This is a genomic window from Pseudonocardia sp. NPDC046786 (assembly GCF_040645415.1).
Taxonomy (GTDB): domain Bacteria; phylum Actinomycetota; class Actinomycetes; order Mycobacteriales; family Pseudonocardiaceae; genus Pseudonocardia; species Pseudonocardia kongjuensis.
This window is the reverse complement of the sequence record NZ_JBEYYF010000003.1, coordinates 182,656-201,559: the sequence shown is the minus strand read 5'-3', so window position 1 is coordinate 201,559 and position 18,904 is coordinate 182,656. Positions and strand designations below refer to the sequence as shown.

Genomic DNA, 18,904 nt, shown 5'->3' with positions numbered 1-18,904 from the left:
CCGGATCAGCCGAGCACGCCGCGGTCGCGCAGCAGGCGGACCGCCGCGGCGGCGCCGCGCCACAGGTGCGCGTCCCAGCCGTGCGCGACCGCCGCCCGGACGTTGTCCACCCGGTCGTCGAAGAACACGACCTGCTCGGGGACCGTCCGGAACTCGACGTCGGCCCGCCGGTAGACATCCTGCGACGGCTTGACCAGCCCGACGTCGGCGGAGAACAGCATGCGGTCGAACGGGCCGCTCCAGGCCGCGGCCCGGACCGCGGCGGCCAGCCCGCGGGGGGCGTTGGACAGCACCGCCAGCCGCACCTTCGCCCGGGCGAGATCGGCCAGCAGCATCGACGACCTCGGCGGCAGCGCCGACCAGAACGTCACGTCGAGCCGCTCGGCGGCGTCCATCCGGTCCGGATCCGGCGGGAGGCCGAGATCGGCGAACACCGCCGACCAGTAGCGGTGCGGCGGATCACCCAGGTCGTGCCGGCGCCGGTGCGCCCGGTAGGCCACCCGCAGCTCCGGCTCGGGGACGCCGAGCTCGGCGGCCAGCCGCCGCTCCAGGCCCTGCGAGGGGACCAGCACCTCGCCGAGATCGAACACCACCGTCCGGCGCTCGTGGTCGGGTGGGCTGTCGGACCTGGGTTCCCGGCCGCGTGCCGTGTGATGATCCATCGTCGGGGGAGCGTAACCCCCGGAGGGGGCCTGCGGGCCGGTCGGACGCAGGTCGTCCGGCCCGGTTCGGGGCGGCGTCGTCGCGCCGGTCCCATCGGCCGCGCGGCGCGCCGGGTCGGCCCCCGCGCCGGGCCCGGGGTGCGCGGCCGGCGGGCCGCCCGCCGGACCCCGACACGCCGTCGCCACCGGACCGGCACCGGTGAGCAGGACCGATGCACCGGGGGCCGCGGGGGACCCCCGCGGTCGCCGGAACTGTCGGACCCCGCGGCTAGTCTGAAGCCCTCACCGATCCGGTCGGTCCGGCCCCGCGCAGGAGTCCCACCGGCACCCTCGTGGCCCCCGCCAGGAGCCGCGACAGGGGGTCGTCCGGCGCGCTGCCGGCCGTCGGGGCCGGTGGGTGAGTGGTCACGGCACGGTGCGCCCCGGCAGGTGCGCAGCGTGCGGCACGGGGAGCACCGCGTCACCCCAGGGCGCGGGAGAGGAGCGCGGAAGACACATGGCCGGCGGCACATCCGGAACGGGCTCCTTCGTCCATCTGCACACCCACACCGAGTTCTCGATGCTCGACGGCGCCGCCCGGCTCGACGACCTGTTCTCCGAGGCCGCCAAGTACGAGATGCCGGCGATCGCGATGACCGACCACGGCAACGTCTACGGCGCCTTCGAGTTCTGGCGCAAGGCCAAGGCGCACGACATCAAGCCGATCATCGGCATGGAGGGCTACCTCGCGCCCGGCTCCCGGCACGAGCGCAAGCGCACGGCGCTGGGCGGGAGCAATCCGGCGGCCGCCGACAACAACCCCGACCTCATGTACACCCACATGACGCTGCTCGCCGAGAACACGGAGGGGATGCACAACCTCTTCCGGCTCTCGTCGCTGGCCAGCCTCGAGGGGTACTACTACAAGCCGCGTATGGACCGTGAGCTGCTGGAGCAGTACGGCAAGGGGCTCATCGCGACGACCGGCTGCCCGTCCGGCGAGGTCGCGCGGCTGCTCCAGCAGAACGACTTCGACGGCGCCTGCCAGGCGGCGAGCGACTACCGGGACATCTTCGGGAAGGACAACTTCTTCCTGGAGCTGATGGACCACGGCATCGAGATCGAGAAGCGGGTCCAGGAGGACCTGTTCCGGCTCAAGGACAAGCTCGACCTGCCCGGCCTGGCCACCAACGACCTGCACTACACCTACCCGGACGACACGAAGGCGCACGAGGTGCTGCTGTGCGTCCAGACCGGGAAGACCCTCGCCGACCCGAACCGCTTCAAGTTCGACGCGCAGGATTTCTACCTCAAGCCCGCGCACGAGATGCGCGCGCTGTGGGACCCGATCCACCCGGAGGCCTGCGACAACACGCTGCTCGTCGCCGAGCGCTGCAACATCGACTTCACCACGGGGCAGGACCTGCAGCCCAAGGCCCCGGTGCCCGAGGGGGAGACCGAGGAGTCCTGGCTGATCAAGGAGGTCGAGCGGGGGCTGCACATGCGGTTCCCGAACGGCGTCACCGAGCGGTACCGGCAGCAGGCCAACTACGAGGTCGGCGTCATCATCAAGATGGGCTACCCCGGCTACTTCCTGGTGACCGCGGATCTCATCCAGCACGCCAAGTCGGTCGGCATCCGCTGCGGCCCCGGCCGCGGCTCGGCCGCCGGGTCGCTGGTCGCCTACGTCCTCGGGATCACCGATCTCGACCCGATCCGGCACAAGCTGATCTTCGAGCGGTTCCTGAACCCGGACCGCGTCTCCATGCCCGACATCGACATGGACTTCGACGAGCGCCGGCGCGGCGAGATGATCCGGTACACCACCGAGAAGTACGGCGAGGACCGGATCGCCCAGATCATCACCTACTCCACGATCAAGGCGAAGGCCGCGATCAAGGACTCGGCGCGGGTGCTGTTCGGCCAGCCCGGCTACTCGGTCGCCGACCGGATCTCCAAGGCGATGCCGCCCGCCGTCATGGGCAAGGACATCCCGCTGTCCGGGATCTTCGACCCGTCGCACAAGCGCTACTCCGAGGCCACCGAGGTCCGTGCGCTGTACGAGGCGGACCCGCAGGTCAAGGAGATCATCGACACCGCGCGGGGCCTGGAGGGCCTGAAGCGCCAGTGGGGCGTGCACGCGGCCGGCGTCATCATGTCGTCGACGCCGCTGATCGACGTCATCCCGATCCAGCGCCGGGAGTCCGACGGCGCCATCATCACCCAGTTCGACATGGGTGTCTGCGAGACCATCGGTCTCCTCAAGATGGACTTCCTGGGGCTGCGCAACCTCACGATCCTCGACGATGCCCTGGAGAACATCGAGCTCAACGGCAAGCCCGCGGTCGATCTCGACCATCTCGAGCTCGACGACCCGAAGACCTACGAGCTGCTCTCCCGCGGCGACACGCTCGGTGTCTTCCAGCTGGACGGCGGCCCCATGCGGGACCTGCTGCGCCGGATGGCGCCCAGCGAGTTCGAGCACATCTCCGCGGTCGGCGCGCTGTACCGCCCCGGCCCGATGGGCGCGAACGCGCACAACGACTACGCCGACCGCAAGAACGGGCGGCAGGAGGTCACGCCGATCCACCCGGAGCTGGCGGAGCCGCTCAAGGAGGTCCTCGGCGAGACGTTCGGCCTGATCGTCTACCAGGAACAGGTCATGTCGATCGCCCAGGTGCTCGCCGGGTACTCGCTGGGTCAGGCGGACCTGCTCCGCCGGGCGATGGGCAAGAAGAAGAAGGAGATCCTGGACAAGGAGTACGTCACCTTCGCCGGCGGGATGAAGGAGAACGGCTACTCCGAGAACGCCGTCAAGACGCTCTGGGACATTCTGCTCCCGTTCTCCGACTACGCGTTCAACCGCGCGCACTCCGCCGCGTACGGCGTGGTCTCGTACTGGACGGCGTACCTCAAGGCGAACTACCCGGCCGAGTACATGGCCGCGGTGCTCACCTCGGTCCGCGACGACAAGGACAAGGCCGCCGTCTACCTGGCCGAGTGCCGGCGGATGGGCATCACCGTTCTCCCGCCGGACGTCAACGACTCGGTGCGCAACTTCGCCCCGGTCGGCGACGACATCCGGTTCGGCCTGGGCGGTATCCGCAACGTCGGGCACAACGTGGTCGACGCGATCGTCGCGGCACGCCGGGAGAAGGGGAACTTCGTCGACTTCTCCGACTTCCTGCGCAAGGTCGACGCGGTCGTCTGCAACAAGAAGGTCGTCGAGTCGCTGATCAAGGCCGGCGCGTTCGACTCGCTCGGGCACTCCCGCAAGGGCCTGCTGCTGGTGCACGCCGACGCGATCGACGCGGTGATGAGCACCAAGAAGGCCGCGTCGATGGGCCAGTTCGACCTCTTCGGGTCGATGGACGGCTCCGGTGGCGACGGCGGTGACGAGCTGGGCGGGATCTTCGACGTGAAGGTCCCCGACGAGGAGTGGGACTCCAAGCACAAGCTGGCCGTCGAGCGCGAGATGCTCGGGCTCTACGTGTCCGGCCACCCGCTGCAGGGCCTGGAGCAGGCGCTCGCCGCGAAGGCCGACACCTCGATCGCCGACATCGTCGAAGGCACCGTGCCCGAGGGCGCGCAGGTCACCGTCGGCGGGATCCTCGCGAACGTGAACCGCCGGGTGAACAAGAACGGCGAGCCCTGGGCGTCCGCGCAGATCGAGGACCTCGCCGGCGGCATCGAGGTGCTGTTCTTCCCGCGGGCCTACCAGGTCGTCGGGGTGGACGTCGCGGAGGACGCGATCGTGCTGGTCAAGGCGCGGGTGAACAAGCGGGACGATCGCGTCTCGCTGATCGCCAACGACCTCGCCGTGCCCGAGCTCGCCGCGGCCGGGGAGGCCGGTCTGCCGATCCGGGTGTCGCTGCGCACCGACCAGTGCACCCCCGAGCGGGTCGCGAAGCTCAAGGAGGTGCTGACGCACCACCCGGGGACCTCCGAGGTGCACCTGTCGCTCGTCTACGGCAAGAAGGTCACCGCCCTCAAGCTGGACGACTCGCTGAAGGTGCTCCACACCTCGGCCCTGATGGGCGACCTGAAAGCCCTGCTCGGCCCGGGCTGCCTCGGCTGACGTCGCACCCCTCGGCCCGCCGAGATGCAGCTCAGCGGGAATTGTCGATCTTCGCGGCCCGCTGAGCTGCATCTCGACGAGCGACGGGGGTGCGACGCGCAGGGCGGGGTGCGGCGCGGAGCGCATTCCCGCGGGTGCGGGTGCGGGTGCGGCGCGCGCGAGGTCAGGGCCCGGTGGCGAGGGCGGCCCAGGCCGCTCGGGCCTCGGCGTCCCACCGGGCGTGCAGGGTGCTGAACAGCTCGGCGGCCCGGGCGCCCGCCCACCGGTCGGGGAGCAGCTCGGCGGGCAGCTCCGGGTCGAGGAACGGGAACCGGCGCCAGGCGTGCACCAGCTGGACCTGCCGGGTCAGCACCCCCTGGCCGGGAGCCGGGCCACCGGAGAGGTCGGGATCGAACTCGTCCAGGAACTCCTGGTAGGCCTGCTCGACCCGGTCCAGGTCCCAGGCCTGCTCGACGACGTCGGCGGGGCGCCCGATGCCGCCGTAGTGCCCGATGAACGAGCTGCTCATGCCGCGCAGGTCCAGCTCGTCCAGGACGGCGGTGACCTGTGGTTCCTTGCCCGGGTCGGGGGAGACCCACACCCCGGGCGCCGGTGAGCCGAGCCCGGCCCAGGCGAGCCGGGTGCGGAGCCGGTGGCGCAGCCTACGGCGGGACTCCGGGACGCTGGCGAGCAGCACCAGCCAGCGGCCGTCCCACCCGGTGGCGGGCCGGCCGAAGGCGTAGATCCGTGCGGCGCCGTCGGACAGCAGCCGGTGCCCGGACGCGGTCAGCGACCAGCGGACCCGCCGGCCGGCGCGGTCGGAGCTGAGCAGGCCCTCGCCGGCGGTGCGGGCGAGCGCCTGGCGGGCCGACTTCGACTCCACGCCGAGCCCGCCCAGGACCTCGAGCAGCGCCCGCGTCCACACCGGCTCACCGGAGGGTAGGACGAACTCCCCGAGCACGGTCAGCAGCAACGACCGGGCGGAGGTCTGGCCGAGCTCGCGGCGGCGCAGTGCCGGGTCGGCCGCGTCGTCCGGAGGGTCCGGCTCGGTGGAGGCGGGATCGCGGAATGGGGTGGCCATGGTCGGGTCAGCCTAGAACCCCGGTGCCCGGGCACCAGCGGGCGATGCGGGACGTCGCGGGTGCCGCCCGGACGGGCGGCACCCGCGGTCCGGCGGCCGCGGTCAGGACAGGGCGAAGCCCGCGTAGCCGTTCTCCGCCGACTGCCGGCACTTCTCCAGGTAGGTGGGCAGCCCACCGGGGTAGGCGAGCAGCTCCCGCTTCTTGCCGGGCACGTTGGCGTTCATGTACCAGGAGTTGGCGAGCGGGAAGGTGGTCGCGCTCGCGAGGGCCTCGAGGTGGTCGTGCCACTCCTTCTCGGCCTCCGGGGTCGCCTCGATCCGGGTCAGGCCGTTGTCGCGCAGGTGCACCAGACAGTTGACGACCCACTCGCCCTCCAGCTCGGCGCAGGTGGGCCCGTTGCAGAAGGCGGACGGGCTCTGCGGGCCGTATACGTAGAGCATGTTCGGGAAGCCGGAGGTCGCCCTGCCCAGTGCGGTGCGGGCGCCGTCGCGGAACACCTCGGCGAACGACTCCCCGGACGTGGAGCGGACGTCGATGTCGGTGAGGCCGCCGGTGAAGGAGTCGAAGCCGGTCGCGAGGACGATCACGTCGAACTCGTGCTCGCGGCCGTCGGCGGTGACGATCCCGGTCCGGGTGACCTTCTCGATGGGCGTCTCCCGGACGTCGACGAGCTCGACGTTGTCCCGGTTGAAGGCGTCGTAGTAGGTGTACTCGAGCGGGCAGCGCTTGGTCCCGAACGGGTACGGCGGCGTCTCCGGTGCGAGCTTCTCGGCGAGCGCCGGGTCCTTGATCCGGGCGAGGGTCTTCTTCCGCCAGAACGCGTAGATCCGGTGCCCGACCTCGGCGTTGAAGAACATGTCGGCGTAGCCGCCGAGCCAGATCTGCAGGCCGCCCTTCGCCCAGAGCTCCTCGAGGGTGGCCTCGAACTCCTCGTCGGAGACGTCGGCGGTCGGGGTGTAGATGACGTCGTACTCGAGCCCGCCGAAGGTGGTCTCGCGGTACCGGAACAGCTCCGGGTAGCCGCGGCGCAGCTCGTCGTTGGCGGCCGCGTCGAGCTTGCGGGAGATCATCGGCAGCGCGGTCGCCGGGGTCCGCTGGAACACGGTGAGCTGCGCGACCTCGGGCGCGATGGACTGCACGACCTGGACCCCGCTGGCCCCGGTCCCGATGACGGCCACCCGCTTGCCCGTCATGTCGTAGCCCTGCGGCCAGCGGGAGGTGTGGAAGTGGTCGCCGGCGAAGTCGGCCAGCCCGGGGATCTCCGGGACCAGCGCCTTCGAGCCGGTGCCCAGCAGCGGGAGGACGTAGCGGGCCCTGGTCCGGAACGTCTCGCCGGTCCGCTCGTCGCGGGACTCGACCGTCCAGGTGTCGGTCCGGTCGTCGAACCGGGCCGCGACGACCCGGGTGCTGTAGCGGATGTCGCGGGCGAGATCGAGCCGGTCGGTCACGAACCGGAAGTAGGCCTGCAGCTCCTCCTGGCCGGGGAAGATCTCCGACCAGTTCCACTCCCGCCAGATCCGCTCGTCGGAGAACTGGTAGAGGGTCGCCTCGGTGTCGACCCGGGCACCGGGGTAGCGGTTCCAGTGCCACACCCCGCCAGCGTCGGCCCCGGCCTCGTAGAGCGAGACCGAGAAGCCCAGTGAACGGAGCCGCTCGAGCTGGTAGATCCCGGAGAAACCGCCTCCGATGACGAGGACGTCGAGCTCCTCGACGACAGACGTCTCCATGCGAGTTCCTTCCTGTGGGTGGTGAGTCCCGGGCGTCGGAGGCTCACCTCGGCGCGGACGAAGTGTCAGTCAGGGCTGCCGAAGGGTGACCCTGGTCACCGCCTCATTGAAGAGCCTCTGCTCGGTGTTGTCAATGACGGCTAACTGATTTCTGGCCCAAGATCGCAGGCTTGCCGTGGTTGGAAGTCCGCTTCACGTGGCGTTTGCGCAGAGCAGCGGACCGCGATGGGGTAACGCTGGCTCATTCCGGTGCCGCGCACGGAGAGTCGAGCGCACGAAAAATGTCCATCAGCGCTCATTCGTCTGGCGGGACGGAGCGGAGGAGTGGGTCGCGCTCAGGCGGTGCCGGACGGCAGGCCGAGGACGGCCCCCGTCAGCCGGGCCAGCTCCGGGGCGAAGCGCCGGTCGGCCCGCAGGTGCGGGATGCGGACGATTCCGTCGACGGTCGTGCGTGCGGCGTTGACCAGGGTCAGCGCCTCGGTCTCCGGAAGATCGGGGCGGGCCGCGCCGAGCCGGCGCAGCCACTCGCCGACGGTGTCGCCGGCCATCCGGTTGAGCCGCTCGTCGACGTCCGGCGGGAGGTAGAGCCGTTCGGTGATCGAGACCGACGCCAGGTCGGTCTCCTCGACGCTGAGCCGGACGTAGCCGTCGACCAGGGCCGTGACGACCTCGTCGTCGGGCACCGGCAGCCGCAGCGCCCGGGAGGTCTCCAGCGCCGACCACTCGCCGAACCGGGTGGCCACGGCGACCAGCAGATCGGCCTTGGTGTCGAAGTACCGGTACAGCGCAGGCCCCACCACGCCCGCCGCGCCGCCGATCTCGTCGATCGTGACGCCGCCGTAGCCGCGCCTGCGGAAGGTCCGCGCGGCCGCCCGGAGCAGCAGCTCCCGCCGCGACGTGGGGAGCCGGTCGACCGGCTCGCGTCCGCCGTCCGGGTCCGGCGCCCGCCCGGCCGGGCAGTGCACCAGCCGGGTGGCCGCCTGTACCAGCAGATCGGTGAGCCGGGTCGTGGACAGGCTCGTGTCGTAGTGACCGGGACTGGTCACCAGCCCGATGACCGCCCAGCTGCGGAGCTCGGTCAGGTACGGGTCCAGGTCCGGCCGGGCCGGCGCGACGCAGACCGCGTCGATCCGGTCCGCGATCCAGCGGGTGCGGGCCCGTACCGCGGCGTAGTCGTCGGGGCCGAGGTGGCGGGCCTCGCGCTGCCACAGCAGCGACAGGCGCAGGCTCTGCAGGGCGGTCTCGACCAGCCGCCGGAGCCCGGTGCCGAGATCGGCAGGCGGCGTCGCGTCGAACCCGGTGAGCAGCTCGACGAGCCGCGCCTGGTCCTCGTGCACGACGTGCGACAGCAGGGCCTGCTTGTTCGCGTAGTGCCGGTAGAGCGCCCGCGCCGTGATCCCGCTGGCCTGCGCGATGTCGTCCATCCGGACCGAGTGGAACCCGCGCGCGGCGAACAGCGCACCGGCCGAGAGGCCGATGTCGGCGCGGCGGGTCTTGGGGCGCTTGGCGCCACCGCCCGTCGCGCCTGCGCTGCTCATCGCTCCTCCTCGGCTGCCGTGGCCCGTCCGGAATCCTAGGCAGCCGTGCGCAGCGGCCGGATCGCCGGGTGCAGCGGTGCCGTGCGCGGCGACCCGGCCGCGGGCTCACCCGGTCCGCGCCGGATCGACCCCGCGACGGCCCACCGACGCGGTGCGGACCTCACCGGCGGAACGGCCCTCGTGGAACTCCTCCAGCGTGGTCGTGTTGCACATGAGGTGGAGGACGTCGAGCTCGGCGCCGCCGAACGCGCAGGCGATCGACCAGGTGTCCGGGGTGGGGATGTGGTCGGTGATCTCGCCGCCCTCCAGCACCCGGTAGAACCCCGACGCCGGACCGGGGTCGAGCGCGTTGCCGAACCACACTCCGCCGTCGGTGTCCAGCGCGATGCCGTCCGGGTGCACGGTGTCCGGCAGCTGCGCCCAGGTGCGCAGGTTCGCCGGCGAGCCGTCCTCGGTGATGTCGAACGCGCTGATCCGGTGGGCGAAGGTCTCGGCGAGCAGCAGCGTCCGCCCGTCCGCGGTCAGCGCGGCGCCGTTCGGGAAGAGCACGTCGCCGAACACCCGGTGCACCTTCCCCTCCGGATCGACGTGCGCGAGGTTGGTGGTGCGCGGGTCCTCGGAGCCGAGCGCGAACCCGAAGTTCCCCACGTAGGCGTGGCCGGACGGGGAGACCAGCATGTCGTTGCCGAGCCCGGTGGCGATGTGGCTGAAGTCGGCGTACTCGGTGACCGCGCCGTCCGGGGCGATCCGCCGGACGGTGGCGGTGGCCTGGGAGACGACGAGGATCGACCCGTCGGCGAGGAAGCCGAGTCCCGACGGTGCCCCCTCGATCTCGGCGACCGGCTGGTGGCTGCCGTCCGCCTCGATGCGGAGCACGTGGCCGGCGAAGAAGTCGCTGGCCCAGAGCCGGCCGTCGTGCCAGCGCGGAGCCTCCAGGAACTGGTGGCCGCTGGAGAACGGGGTGGTCCGGTGGAGCTTCATTGTTCCTCCTGATCCCTGTCGGTACGTGCGGGTTGCCCCGTCACGGGGCGGACCGGCGGAGCCGGTCGCGCAGCTTGAACTTCTGCACCTTGCCGCTGGCGGTGCGGGGCAGCTCGTCCACCAGCAGCAGCCGCTCGGGCAGCTTCTGGACGGCGAGACGGTGCCGCTCGCGCAGCCAGGTCGTGAGGGCCGGCAGGGTGACGTCCGCGCCGGGCTCGGGCACGACGACGGCGCAGGCGCGCTCGGTCAGGACCGGATCGGGGACCGCCACCACGGCGACGTCGGCGACCCCGGGATGCTCGAACAGGCGGTCCTCGATCTCCTTGGCGCTGAGGTTCTCGCCGCCGCGGATGATGATGTCCTTCTCCCGGCCGGTGATCTCCAGGTAGCCCGCGTCGTCGACGACGGCGAGATCGCCGGTGCGGAACCAGCCGTCCGCGGTGAAGGCGTCCGCGTCCAGCGTCGGGTCCAGGTAGCCGACGAACCGCTCGGGCCCGCGCACCAGCAGGTGCCCGGCGGTTCCGGGCGGGACCGGCCGGTCCCGGTCGTCGACCACCCTTACCTGCGCCCGGCCGATCGGCCTGCCGTCGGTGTGCGCCCGGGTGCGCACCGGATCGGACAGGTTGGTGCTGGTCGCGGTCGGGAACTCGGTGGACCCGTAGATCCGGACGACCAGGCAGTCCAGCTGCTCGCCGGCCCGCCGCACGAGATCGGGCGGCACGTCCGCGCCGCCGCAGGCGAAGACGCGCAGCGTGCGGGTCGACTCCGGGGTGCGGCCCGGGTGGTGCACCAGCCCGTGCAGGAACGGTGTGGCGGCCACGACGAACGTGCAGCCGTGGCGCTCGATCAGGTCCAGTCCGGCGCCGGGCTCCCAGACGTCGAGTAGCACGACCGGCGCCCCGATCATGAACGGGAGCTGCAGGCCGTACAGCACCCCGGTGACGTGGGTGACCGGCGACGGCATGAACACCACGTCGGAGCCGGTGAGCCCGAAGAACTCGATCATGCTGTGGTTCTCGTGCTCGAGCGTCGCGTGGGTGTGCAGGACGCCCTTCGGGTCCGAGGTGGTGCCGGAGGTGTAGAGCAGTAGGGCGAGCGCGTCCGGGTCGTCCGGGACGGCCGGTTCCGGTGGCGTCGGCTCCGTCGCCGGAGCGGACAGGAAGTCCTCCAGCCCGACGACGCCGTCCCCGGGTGGGGCGGTGCCGACGACGACCACGGTGGCCAGGTCCGGCAGGTCGGCGCGGAGGTCGCCGACCATGGCCGGGAAGTCGAAGCCGCGGAACTCCGCCGGGACGACGACGATCTCCGAGCGGGCCTGGCGGAGGATGAAGCCGACCTCGGCGTGCCGGTAGATCGGGACGATCGGGTTGCTGATCGCGCCGATCCGCAGTGTCGCCTGGTGCAGGACGACCGCCTCGGCCCGGTTCGGCAGCTGCCAGGACACCACCGCGCCGGGTCGCACGCCGTGCCGCGCCAGGGCGGCGGCCCAGCGGTCGGTCTCGCGGTCGAGCTCGCCGTAGGTCCAGGTGCGTCCGCGGTCGACGAGCGCCGGGCGGTCCGGGTGCCGGGCGGCTGCGGCCCGCAGGTGGGCGTCGATCCGGCCCGGCGCAGGTGCGGCGCCGGGCCGGGCCGCGGGACGTGCCGGGCCGGTCACGGCGCGCCCCCGGCCCCGCCGAGCAGGCCGTCGCCGATCTCGTGGGCGAGCTCCTCCGGATCGCCGAACCAGGCCCGCAGGGCGAGCGCACGCTTGTAGTAGAGGTGCAGGTCGGTCTCGGTGGTGAAACCGGTCCCGCCGTGCAGCTGGATCGCGCCCTCGGCGACCCGGACCGCGACGTCCGCCGCGTACGCCTTGGCGACGGCAGCCGACCGGGCCTGCCCGGTGGCGGTGTCGGTGGTCCCGGCGGCGGCGTCGGCCAGGGTCACGTCGCAGAGGTTCCGCAGCGAGCTCGCCAGCGTGTACAGGTCGGCGAGGAGGTGCTTGACCGCCTGGAAGGACCCGATCGGCCGGCCGAACTGCTTGCGGACCAGCACGAACGCGGTGGTGTCCTCGACCAGCCGGGTGGCCATCCCGGACAGCTCGCAGGCGGCCAGGATCCGGGCCCAGGCCCGCAGCTCGGTCGCGAACCGGTCGGCGGCCGGGCCGGTGAGCACCGGCGCGGGCCCGGGCGGCCCGGTCCGGGTGAGGGTGACCCGGGCGAGCCGGGCGGTCGGATCGGCGCTCCGGACCGGTTGCACGGCGATCCCGGGCGCGTCGGCCGGGAGCAGGTGCACGACGGTGCCGTTGCCGTCCGCCGAGCGGGCGACGGTCAGCAGCAGATCGGCCTCGGCGGCGAACCGGACCGGCAGCATGCCGCCGATCGGCCCGTCCGGTCCGGCGCGCAGCCCGGCGTCGTCGGCGGCCCAGCTCCCCAGCGCGGCCGGATCGACGAGCGCGACGAGTGCGCCCGTGAGGTCCGGGCCCGGGTGGGCGCTGCCGAGGTGGCGCAGCAGCAGCGCCGGGAGCAGCAGCCGTTCGGGCAGCGGGCCGGGCACCAGGTGCCTGCCGACGGAGAGCATCGCCGCGCCGGTGGCGGACAGCGGCAGGCCCAGCCCACCGTGCTCGTCGGGGACGGCGAGCGCGAACCAGCCGAGCTCGTCGAGTTCGCCGAGGAAGGCCGGGTCCCAGCCCTGGCGTCCGATGAGGGCGCGCCTGCGGTCCGCGTCGTAGGACCGGGTCAGGTAGGCGTCGACCGTCTTCTCGATCTCGGTCACGGTGGCTGCGGGAGCCCCGGTCGCGGTGCGGGAGGTGTCAGTCACGGGGCAGTCCGAGGAGTCGTTCGGCGATGATGGTGCGCTGGATCTGCGAGGTGCCGCCGTAGATCGACGCGGCCCGCGAGTACAGGTGGTCGTGCGCCCACCGGGCCGGGTCGAGACCCAGCGGCCGGCCGGCCGGGGTGGCCCGCAGCGGGCCCAGCAGGTCCCCGATGGACCCGTACACCTGCTGCTCGACGTCGTTGAGCAGGAGCTTGTCGACCGAGTCCGCCGGGACCGGCCCGGTGTCGGCGGCCAGCCGGTCGATCGTGCCGCGGGTCCGTGCCTCGAGCACCCGCAGTGCCACGTGCGACCGGCCGACGGCGCTGCGCACCCGGTGCGCGCGGTGCGGGTCGGCGTCGAGCGTGCCGCAGGCGGACAGCTCGGCGATCGCGTCCCGCAGGGCGACCTCGTACTCGACCCGGCGGCGCAGCGTGTAGGCGGCGCGCTCGGTGCCGAGGGTGTGCCGGGCGATCGGCCAGCCCTGGTGGAGCCCACCGACGAGGTTCTCCCGGGGCACCCGGACCTCGTCCAGGAAGACCTCGCAGAACTCCTGGTCGCCGGTCATCTGGGTGAGCGGCCGGGTCTCGATGCCGGGGGTGGACATGTCGACCAGCAGGTAGCTGATGCCGCGGCTGCCCGGCGCGTCCGGATCGGTGCGCACCAGCATCGCGCACCAGGACGCGAGATGCGCCCAGCTGGTCCACACCTTCTGCCCGGTGACGACGAAGTGGTCCCCGTCGGGCTCGGCGCGGGTGCGCAGCGACGCCAGATCCGAGCCGGCGTCGGGCTCGGAGAAGCCCTGGCACCAGATGTCGGCACCGGACAGCAGCCGCGGCAGCAGCTCGGTGCGCTGGCGGTGGGTGCCGAACCGGTCGATCGAGGGACCGACGACGTCGAGCCCGATCAGCCCGATCGGCTGCGGGGCCCTGGCCCGGGCCAGCTCCTCGGAGAAGACCAGCTGGTGCCGGTGCGACAGGCCCTGGCCACCGGCCGCCCGGGACCAGGCGATGCCGGTCCAGCCGCCGTCGTGCAGGGTGCGCTGCCAGCCGCGCAGCACCCGGAACCGCTCGGTGAGGTCCAGTGGCACCTCGGGGATCGGCGTGGCCGCCAGCCAGCTGCGGCAGCGCTCCCGGTATCGCCCGAGGTCGGCGGTGTCCGGATCGGCGGAGGTGACCATCTCAGCGGCCCGTGTAGACCGGCTCGCGCCGCTCGAGGAAGGCGTTGACGGCCTCCTTGGCGTCGTCGTACGCGGCGAGCTCGCCGGTGAGTCCCTGTTCGAGCCGGTAGCCCTCCTTGAGCGGCAGGTACTCGATCGCGTTGAGGCTGCGCTTGGCGAAGCGGAGCACGGTGGGGCTGTGCCGGGCGATCGAGCGGGCGAGCCGGCGAGCGGCGGCGTCGAGCTGGTCGGCCGGGACGATCTCGGTGATCCCGCCGTAGTGCAGGAGCTCCTCGGCGGGGACCGGATCGCCCTGCAGGTGCATCCGCCGGACCACGCCCTGCGGTACGAGCCGGGACAGGTGCTTGGCGCCGCCCATCACCCCGACGTTGACCTCGGGGAGCCCGAACCGCGCGCCCTCGGCGGCCACCACGAGATCGCACGACGCGGCGATGGCCAGCCCGGTGCCGACGGCCACCCCGTGCACCGCGGCGATCACCGGCACCGGGCACTCGTAGATGGCGAAGAACGCCTCGCGGACCAGCCGCATCCGCTCCGCGGCGTTCTCGGCGGTCATGGTCTGGAACTCGGCGAGGTCGTTGCCGCCGCAGAAGTGCCTGCCGCGACCGGACAGCACGATCACCCGGGCGTCCGGCAGGTGGGTGGTGACGTCGCCGAAGAAGCGGGTGATCTCGCGGTACATCGCCCCGTTCACCGCGTTCACCGGGGGGCGGTCGAGCTGTACCAGGCCGATCGTGCCGTCGGCCGAGAAGTCGATGAAGTCCCGTTCGCTCATGGTCAAGCCTCACAGCCTCAGCAAGTCAGTCAGAGCTAATAGTGAGTGTCGGCCGCTCCCGCCGAGAGGGCCGCATTCAAGGGCAAGACTAGCGGCCTGCACGGGCATTTTGTCAACGGTGACTAACTCGGTTTGACGGGCGGGCGGGCGCGGTGATCGGTCCGGCCGGGCACACCCGTCCGCCGGTACTACGGTGGGTCCGTGACCGCCCCCGGATCCGACAGCACGCCGGGGGAGACCCCGTACGGCACCTCCGGACTGCTCGCGGCCGACCGGGCGCACGTCTGGCACCCCTACGCCCCGATGCCGGCGACGGCGACGCCGCTGGTCGTCGAGTCGGCGTCCGGCGTGCGGCTGCGGCTGCCGGACGGCCGGGAGCTGGTCGACGGCATGTCGTCCTGGTGGTCGGCGATCCACGGCTACCGGCACCCGAGGCTGGACCGGGCGGTGCAGGATCAGCTCGGCCGGATGAGCCACGTGATGTTCGGCGGGATCACCCACGGGCCCGCGGTCGACCTGGCCCGGCTGCTCGTCGAGATCACCCCCGAGGGCCTCGAGCACGTCTTCCTCGCCGACTCCGGCTCGGTGTCGGTGGAGGTCGCGATCAAGATGTGCCTGCAGTACTGGCGGTCCCGCGGCCGCCCGGGCAAGCACCGGCTGATGACCTGGCGGCGCGGTTACCACGGGGACACGTTCGGTGCGATGAGCGTCTGCGACCCGGACGGCGGCATGCACTCGCTGTGGGCCGACGTGCTGCCCCGGCAGGTGTTCGCCGACGCGCCGCCCGAGGACTTCTCGCACGCCTACGTCGCGCACCTGGCCGAGCTGGTCGAGACGCACGCCGACGAGCTCGCCGCCGTCGTCGTCGAACCGGTGGTGCAGGGCGCCGGTGGGATGCGCTTCCACGACCCGCGCTACCTGCACGTGCTGCGCGAGCTGTGCCTGGCGCACGACGTGCTGCTGGTCTTCGACGAGATCGCCACCGGCTTCGGGCGGACCGGCGAGCTGTTCGCGGCCGACCACGCCGGGATCGCCCCGGACGTCATGTGCCTGGGCAAGGCGCTCACCGGCGGCTATCTGACGATGGCCGCCGCGCTGTGCAGCTCCCGGGTGGCGGCCGGGATCAGCGAGGGCGAGGCCGGGGTCCTCATGCACGGGCCGACGTTCATGGGCAATCCGCTCGCCGCGTCGGTGGCGCACGCCTCGGTGAGCCTGCTGCTGGAGCGCGACTGGCGGCGGGAGGTGAAGGACATCGCGGCCGGGCTGCGCGCCGGGCTCGCCCCGGCGCGGTCGCTGCCCGGGGTGCGCGAGGTCCGGATCCTCGGCGCGATCGGCGTGATCGAGCTGGACGGCGAGATCGACCTGCCCGCCGCGACGGCCGCCGCGGTGCTCGCCGGCGCCTGGCTGCGACCGTTCCGGAACCTGGTCTACGCGATGCCGCCGTTCGTCTGCTCGCGCGAGGAGATCGGCCTGATCGCTGCCGCCATGCGCGCTGCAGCCCTTGCCGGACAACAGGATCGACGGTGACCTGAACCACCGGACCGAGTGGAAGCCACTGTGATCCGAGTCACGTTACGCTCGGGTGAACGGTCCTGACCGGGCGTTTCGTCGTGAGCGACCGAATCGATGAGAACGGCTCTCATCAAGATCCGTTTGCGTGAGGTGGTGCAACGCCGGACCGGGCCACGAACCCGGTCGGCGTCGCCCAGGCACAGCCGTGCAGTGACCGCATCGTCGCGGTCCGGCGCCCCCAACGGACCGATCTCGGAGGATCCGGTGCATTCGCACAATCACTCCAGCAACATCAGCAACACTCGTAACACCAGTTCCACCCGCTCGACCCAGGACGAGCACGCGCCCGCCGAGTCCGGCCGGGGCGAGCACTCCCCGCCCGGCGGCCGGTTCGGCCGGATGTTCCCGCACGCCCGCGCCGACCTGTCGGCGTCGGTCGTCGTGTTCCTGGTCGCGGTGCCGCTCTCGCTCGGCATCGCCGTCGCCTCCGGCGCGCCGATCCTCGCCGGGCTGGTCGCCGCCGTCGTCGGCGCCGTGGTGGCCGGGCTGCTCGGCGGCTCCCCGCTGCAGGTCTCCGGCCCCGCGGCCGGCCTCACCGTGATCGTCGCCGAGCTGGTCAACCGCTTCGGCTGGGAGGTCACCTGCCTGATCACCGCGGGCGCCGGAGTCCTGCAGCTGGTCTTCGGGCTCACCCGGCTGGCCCGGTTCGCGCAGGCCATCCCGCCCGCCGTCGTGCACGGCATGCTCGCCGGGATCGGGGTCACCATCGCCGTCTCCCAGCTGAACGTGGTGTTCGGCGGGGAGTCGCGCACCGGCGCGGTCGAGTCGCTGGCCGCACTGCCCGGCTCGGTCGCCGCGCTGTCGCCGGTCGCGCTGCTGCTCGGCGCCCTGGTCATCGCGCTGATGCTCACCTGGCCGCGGCTGCCGCGGCCGGTCACCGCCGTGCCCGGCGCGCTGGTCGCCGTGCTGGCCGCCACCGCGCTCTCGCTGGTCCTCCCGGGCGCCGCCGACGTGGTCCGGGTCGAGCTGGGGGGCTCGCTGCTGGACGCGCTGTCGACGCCGGTGCTACCCGAGTCGGACTGGGCCGGCGTGCTCGGCGGGATGCTGACCGTCGCACTGATCGCCAGCGTGGAGTCGCTGCTCTCGGCGGTCGCCGTCGAGCGGATGCGACCCGGCACCCGCACCGACGCCGACCGGGAGCTGCTCGGCCAGGGCGCGGCCAACACCGTCTCCGGCATGATCGGCGGCCTCCCGGTGACCGGCGTGATCGTCCGGTCCTCGGCGAACGTGCGCGCCGGCGCCCGGACCCGCGCGTCGGGCGTTCTGCACGGCATCTGGATCGCGCTGTTCGCGATCGTGCTGATCGACGTCATCGAGCTCATCCCGATGGCCGCACTGGCCGGGCTGCTGGTCGTCGTCGGCCTGCAGCTGGTCAAGCCTGCCGACATCCGCACCGCCCGCTCGCACGGCGAGCTGGCCATCTACCTGGCGACGCTGGCCGGTGTGGTCGTGCTGAACCTGCTGGAGGGCGTGCTGATCGGCCTCGCACTGGCCGGGCTGATGCTGTTGTGGCGGGCCGTCCGGTCGCGCCCGCACCTGGAGCAGCACGCCGACGGGCACTGCGAGCTCGTCGTCGAGGGATCGCTGTGCTTCCTCTCGGTGCCCCGGCTGTCCCGCGAGCTCACCACCGTTCCGCGCGGGGTCGACACCACCGTCCGGCTGGTCACCGACTACCTCGACCACGCCGCCTACGACCACCTGCTGGCCTGGAAGGCCCGGCACGAGGGGACCGGGGCCACTGTCACGGTGATCGAGCCGGACGCCGCCCGGCCCGCCCCGACGCCGTCCTACGCGACCTGGTCGCAGTGGCAGTCGGTGCAGCCGGTGCACCAGGAGCCGCACGAGCCGATGATGGCCGGCGTCGCGGCGTACCACGAGAACACCCGGGACCGGATCCGCCCGACCATGTCCGAGCTGGCCGGGGGCCAGGCGCCGGCCGCGATGATGATCACCTGCGCGGACTCGCGGGTGCTGCCGCACGTGATCACGCACAGCGGTCCCGGCGACGTGTTCACCGTCCAGAACGTCGGCAACCTCGCCGTGGGCCCGGGCACCGCCGCCGCCGTCGAGTTCGCCACCTCGGCGCTCGACGTGCCGCTGGTCGCCGTCTGCGGGCACTCCGGCTGCGGCGCGATGAACGGGCTCCGGTCCGGCCTGGCCGGGTCCGACGGCGCCCTCGGCCGGTGGCTGCTCGAGGCGCGGCCGGTGCTGCGGGCGTTCGAGCAGGGTCATCCGGTCGGCGTCGCCGCCGCCGCGGACGGCTTCGACGAGACCGACCAGCTGGCCATGGTCAACGTCGCCCTGCAGCTGGAGATGCTGCGCGCCAAGCAGTCCGGTCCGGGCTCGGATCCGGGTCCGGGTCCGGCGCTGATGGGGCTGTTCTACGACATCGGGACGGCGGCGGTGCTGGTGCTCGACGAGGAGGCCGGGCGGTTCGTCCCGATCCGGCCGGACGACGCCACCCCCGGCTCCGACCTGGAGCGGATCGCCGCCGGACACGGACACGGGGTGGCCACGACCGCGGCCCGGTTGCTGCGGGTGTGACGCGAGCGGTCCCGGCG

At 72.6% G+C, this 18,904-nt stretch carries 12 protein-coding genes; 3 read left to right on the top strand and 9 right to left on the bottom strand.

Annotation, left to right across the window (positions count from 1 at the left end; all coding sequences use genetic code 11):
- Window positions 1-5: 5 nt before the first annotated feature.
- The gene (locus tag ABZ881_RS04830) at window positions 6-662 is read right to left on the bottom strand and encodes an HAD-IA family hydrolase (RefSeq protein WP_358481858.1); all 657 of its coding nucleotides are present in this window, start codon (window positions 660-662) and stop codon (window positions 6-8) included.
- 496 nt (window positions 663-1,158) lie between these two features.
- Between ABZ881_RS04830 and dnaE the strand changes: the two genes are divergently transcribed.
- Window positions 1,159-4,719, top strand: coding sequence for a DNA polymerase III subunit alpha (gene dnaE, locus ABZ881_RS04825; protein ID WP_358481856.1), 3,561 nt, complete (start codon window positions 1,159-1,161; stop codon window positions 4,717-4,719).
- A gap of 163 nt (window positions 4,720-4,882) precedes the next feature.
- Here the strand turns inward: dnaE and ABZ881_RS04820 are convergent, their stop codons facing one another.
- The 8 genes from ABZ881_RS04820 to ABZ881_RS04785 form a co-directional block, all read right to left on the bottom strand.
- On the bottom strand, window positions 4,883-5,779 hold the full coding sequence (locus ABZ881_RS04820; RefSeq protein WP_358481854.1) for a PaaX family transcriptional regulator C-terminal domain-containing protein: 897 nt from the start codon (window positions 5,777-5,779) through the stop codon (window positions 4,883-4,885).
- 102 nt (window positions 5,780-5,881) lie between these two features.
- On the bottom strand, window positions 5,882-7,507 hold the full coding sequence (locus ABZ881_RS04815; protein WP_358481852.1) for an NAD(P)/FAD-dependent oxidoreductase: 1,626 nt from the start codon (window positions 7,505-7,507) through the stop codon (window positions 5,882-5,884).
- Window positions 7,508-7,842: 335 nt separating this feature from the next.
- Window positions 7,843-9,045, bottom strand: a complete 1,203-nt coding sequence (locus tag ABZ881_RS04810) for a TetR/AcrR family transcriptional regulator (protein ID WP_358481851.1) — start codon at window positions 9,043-9,045, stop codon at window positions 7,843-7,845.
- Between the two features lie 105 nt (window positions 9,046-9,150).
- Window positions 9,151-10,026, bottom strand: a complete 876-nt coding sequence (locus ABZ881_RS04805; RefSeq protein ID WP_358481850.1) for an SMP-30/gluconolactonase/LRE family protein — start codon at window positions 10,024-10,026, stop codon at window positions 9,151-9,153.
- Window positions 10,027-10,066: 40 nt separating this feature from the next.
- Complete coding sequence (locus ABZ881_RS04800; protein ID WP_358481848.1) at window positions 10,067-11,680, bottom strand: AMP-binding protein; 1,614 nt, start codon at window positions 11,678-11,680, stop codon at window positions 10,067-10,069.
- A complete protein-coding gene (locus tag ABZ881_RS04795) occupies window positions 11,677-12,822 on the bottom strand; it encodes an acyl-CoA dehydrogenase family protein (protein WP_358481847.1) in 1,146 nt (381 codons plus the stop codon). Before ABZ881_RS04795 ends, ABZ881_RS04800 begins: the two co-directional genes overlap by 4 nt.
- Window positions 12,815-13,996: an acyl-CoA dehydrogenase family protein gene (locus ABZ881_RS04790; RefSeq protein ID WP_358481845.1), complete on the bottom strand. Its 1,182-nt coding sequence runs from the start codon at window positions 13,994-13,996 to the stop codon at window positions 12,815-12,817. The genes ABZ881_RS04795 and ABZ881_RS04790 overlap by 8 nt, the downstream gene beginning before the upstream one ends.
- A gap of 1 nt (window position 13,997) precedes the next feature.
- Window positions 13,998-14,771 (bottom strand): enoyl-CoA hydratase-related protein, encoded by a 774-nt coding sequence (locus tag ABZ881_RS04785; RefSeq protein WP_358481844.1) that lies wholly within the window; start codon window positions 14,769-14,771, stop codon window positions 13,998-14,000.
- A 201-nt stretch (window positions 14,772-14,972) separates the two neighbouring features.
- Here ABZ881_RS04785 and ABZ881_RS04780 point away from each other — a divergent pair, with 201 nt between their 5' ends.
- Both ABZ881_RS04780 and ABZ881_RS04775 read left to right on the top strand, forming a co-directional pair.
- Window positions 14,973-16,298 carry an adenosylmethionine--8-amino-7-oxononanoate transaminase gene (locus ABZ881_RS04780; RefSeq protein ID WP_358481842.1) on the top strand — a complete coding sequence of 442 codons (1,326 nt, stop codon included), beginning with the start codon at window positions 14,973-14,975 and terminating at the stop codon, window positions 16,296-16,298.
- A 249-nt stretch (window positions 16,299-16,547) separates the two neighbouring features.
- Window positions 16,548-18,887: a SulP family inorganic anion transporter gene (locus ABZ881_RS04775; RefSeq protein WP_358481840.1), complete on the top strand. Its 2,340-nt coding sequence runs from the start codon at window positions 16,548-16,550 to the stop codon at window positions 18,885-18,887.
- The last annotated feature ends 17 nt before the right edge of the window (window positions 18,888-18,904 follow it).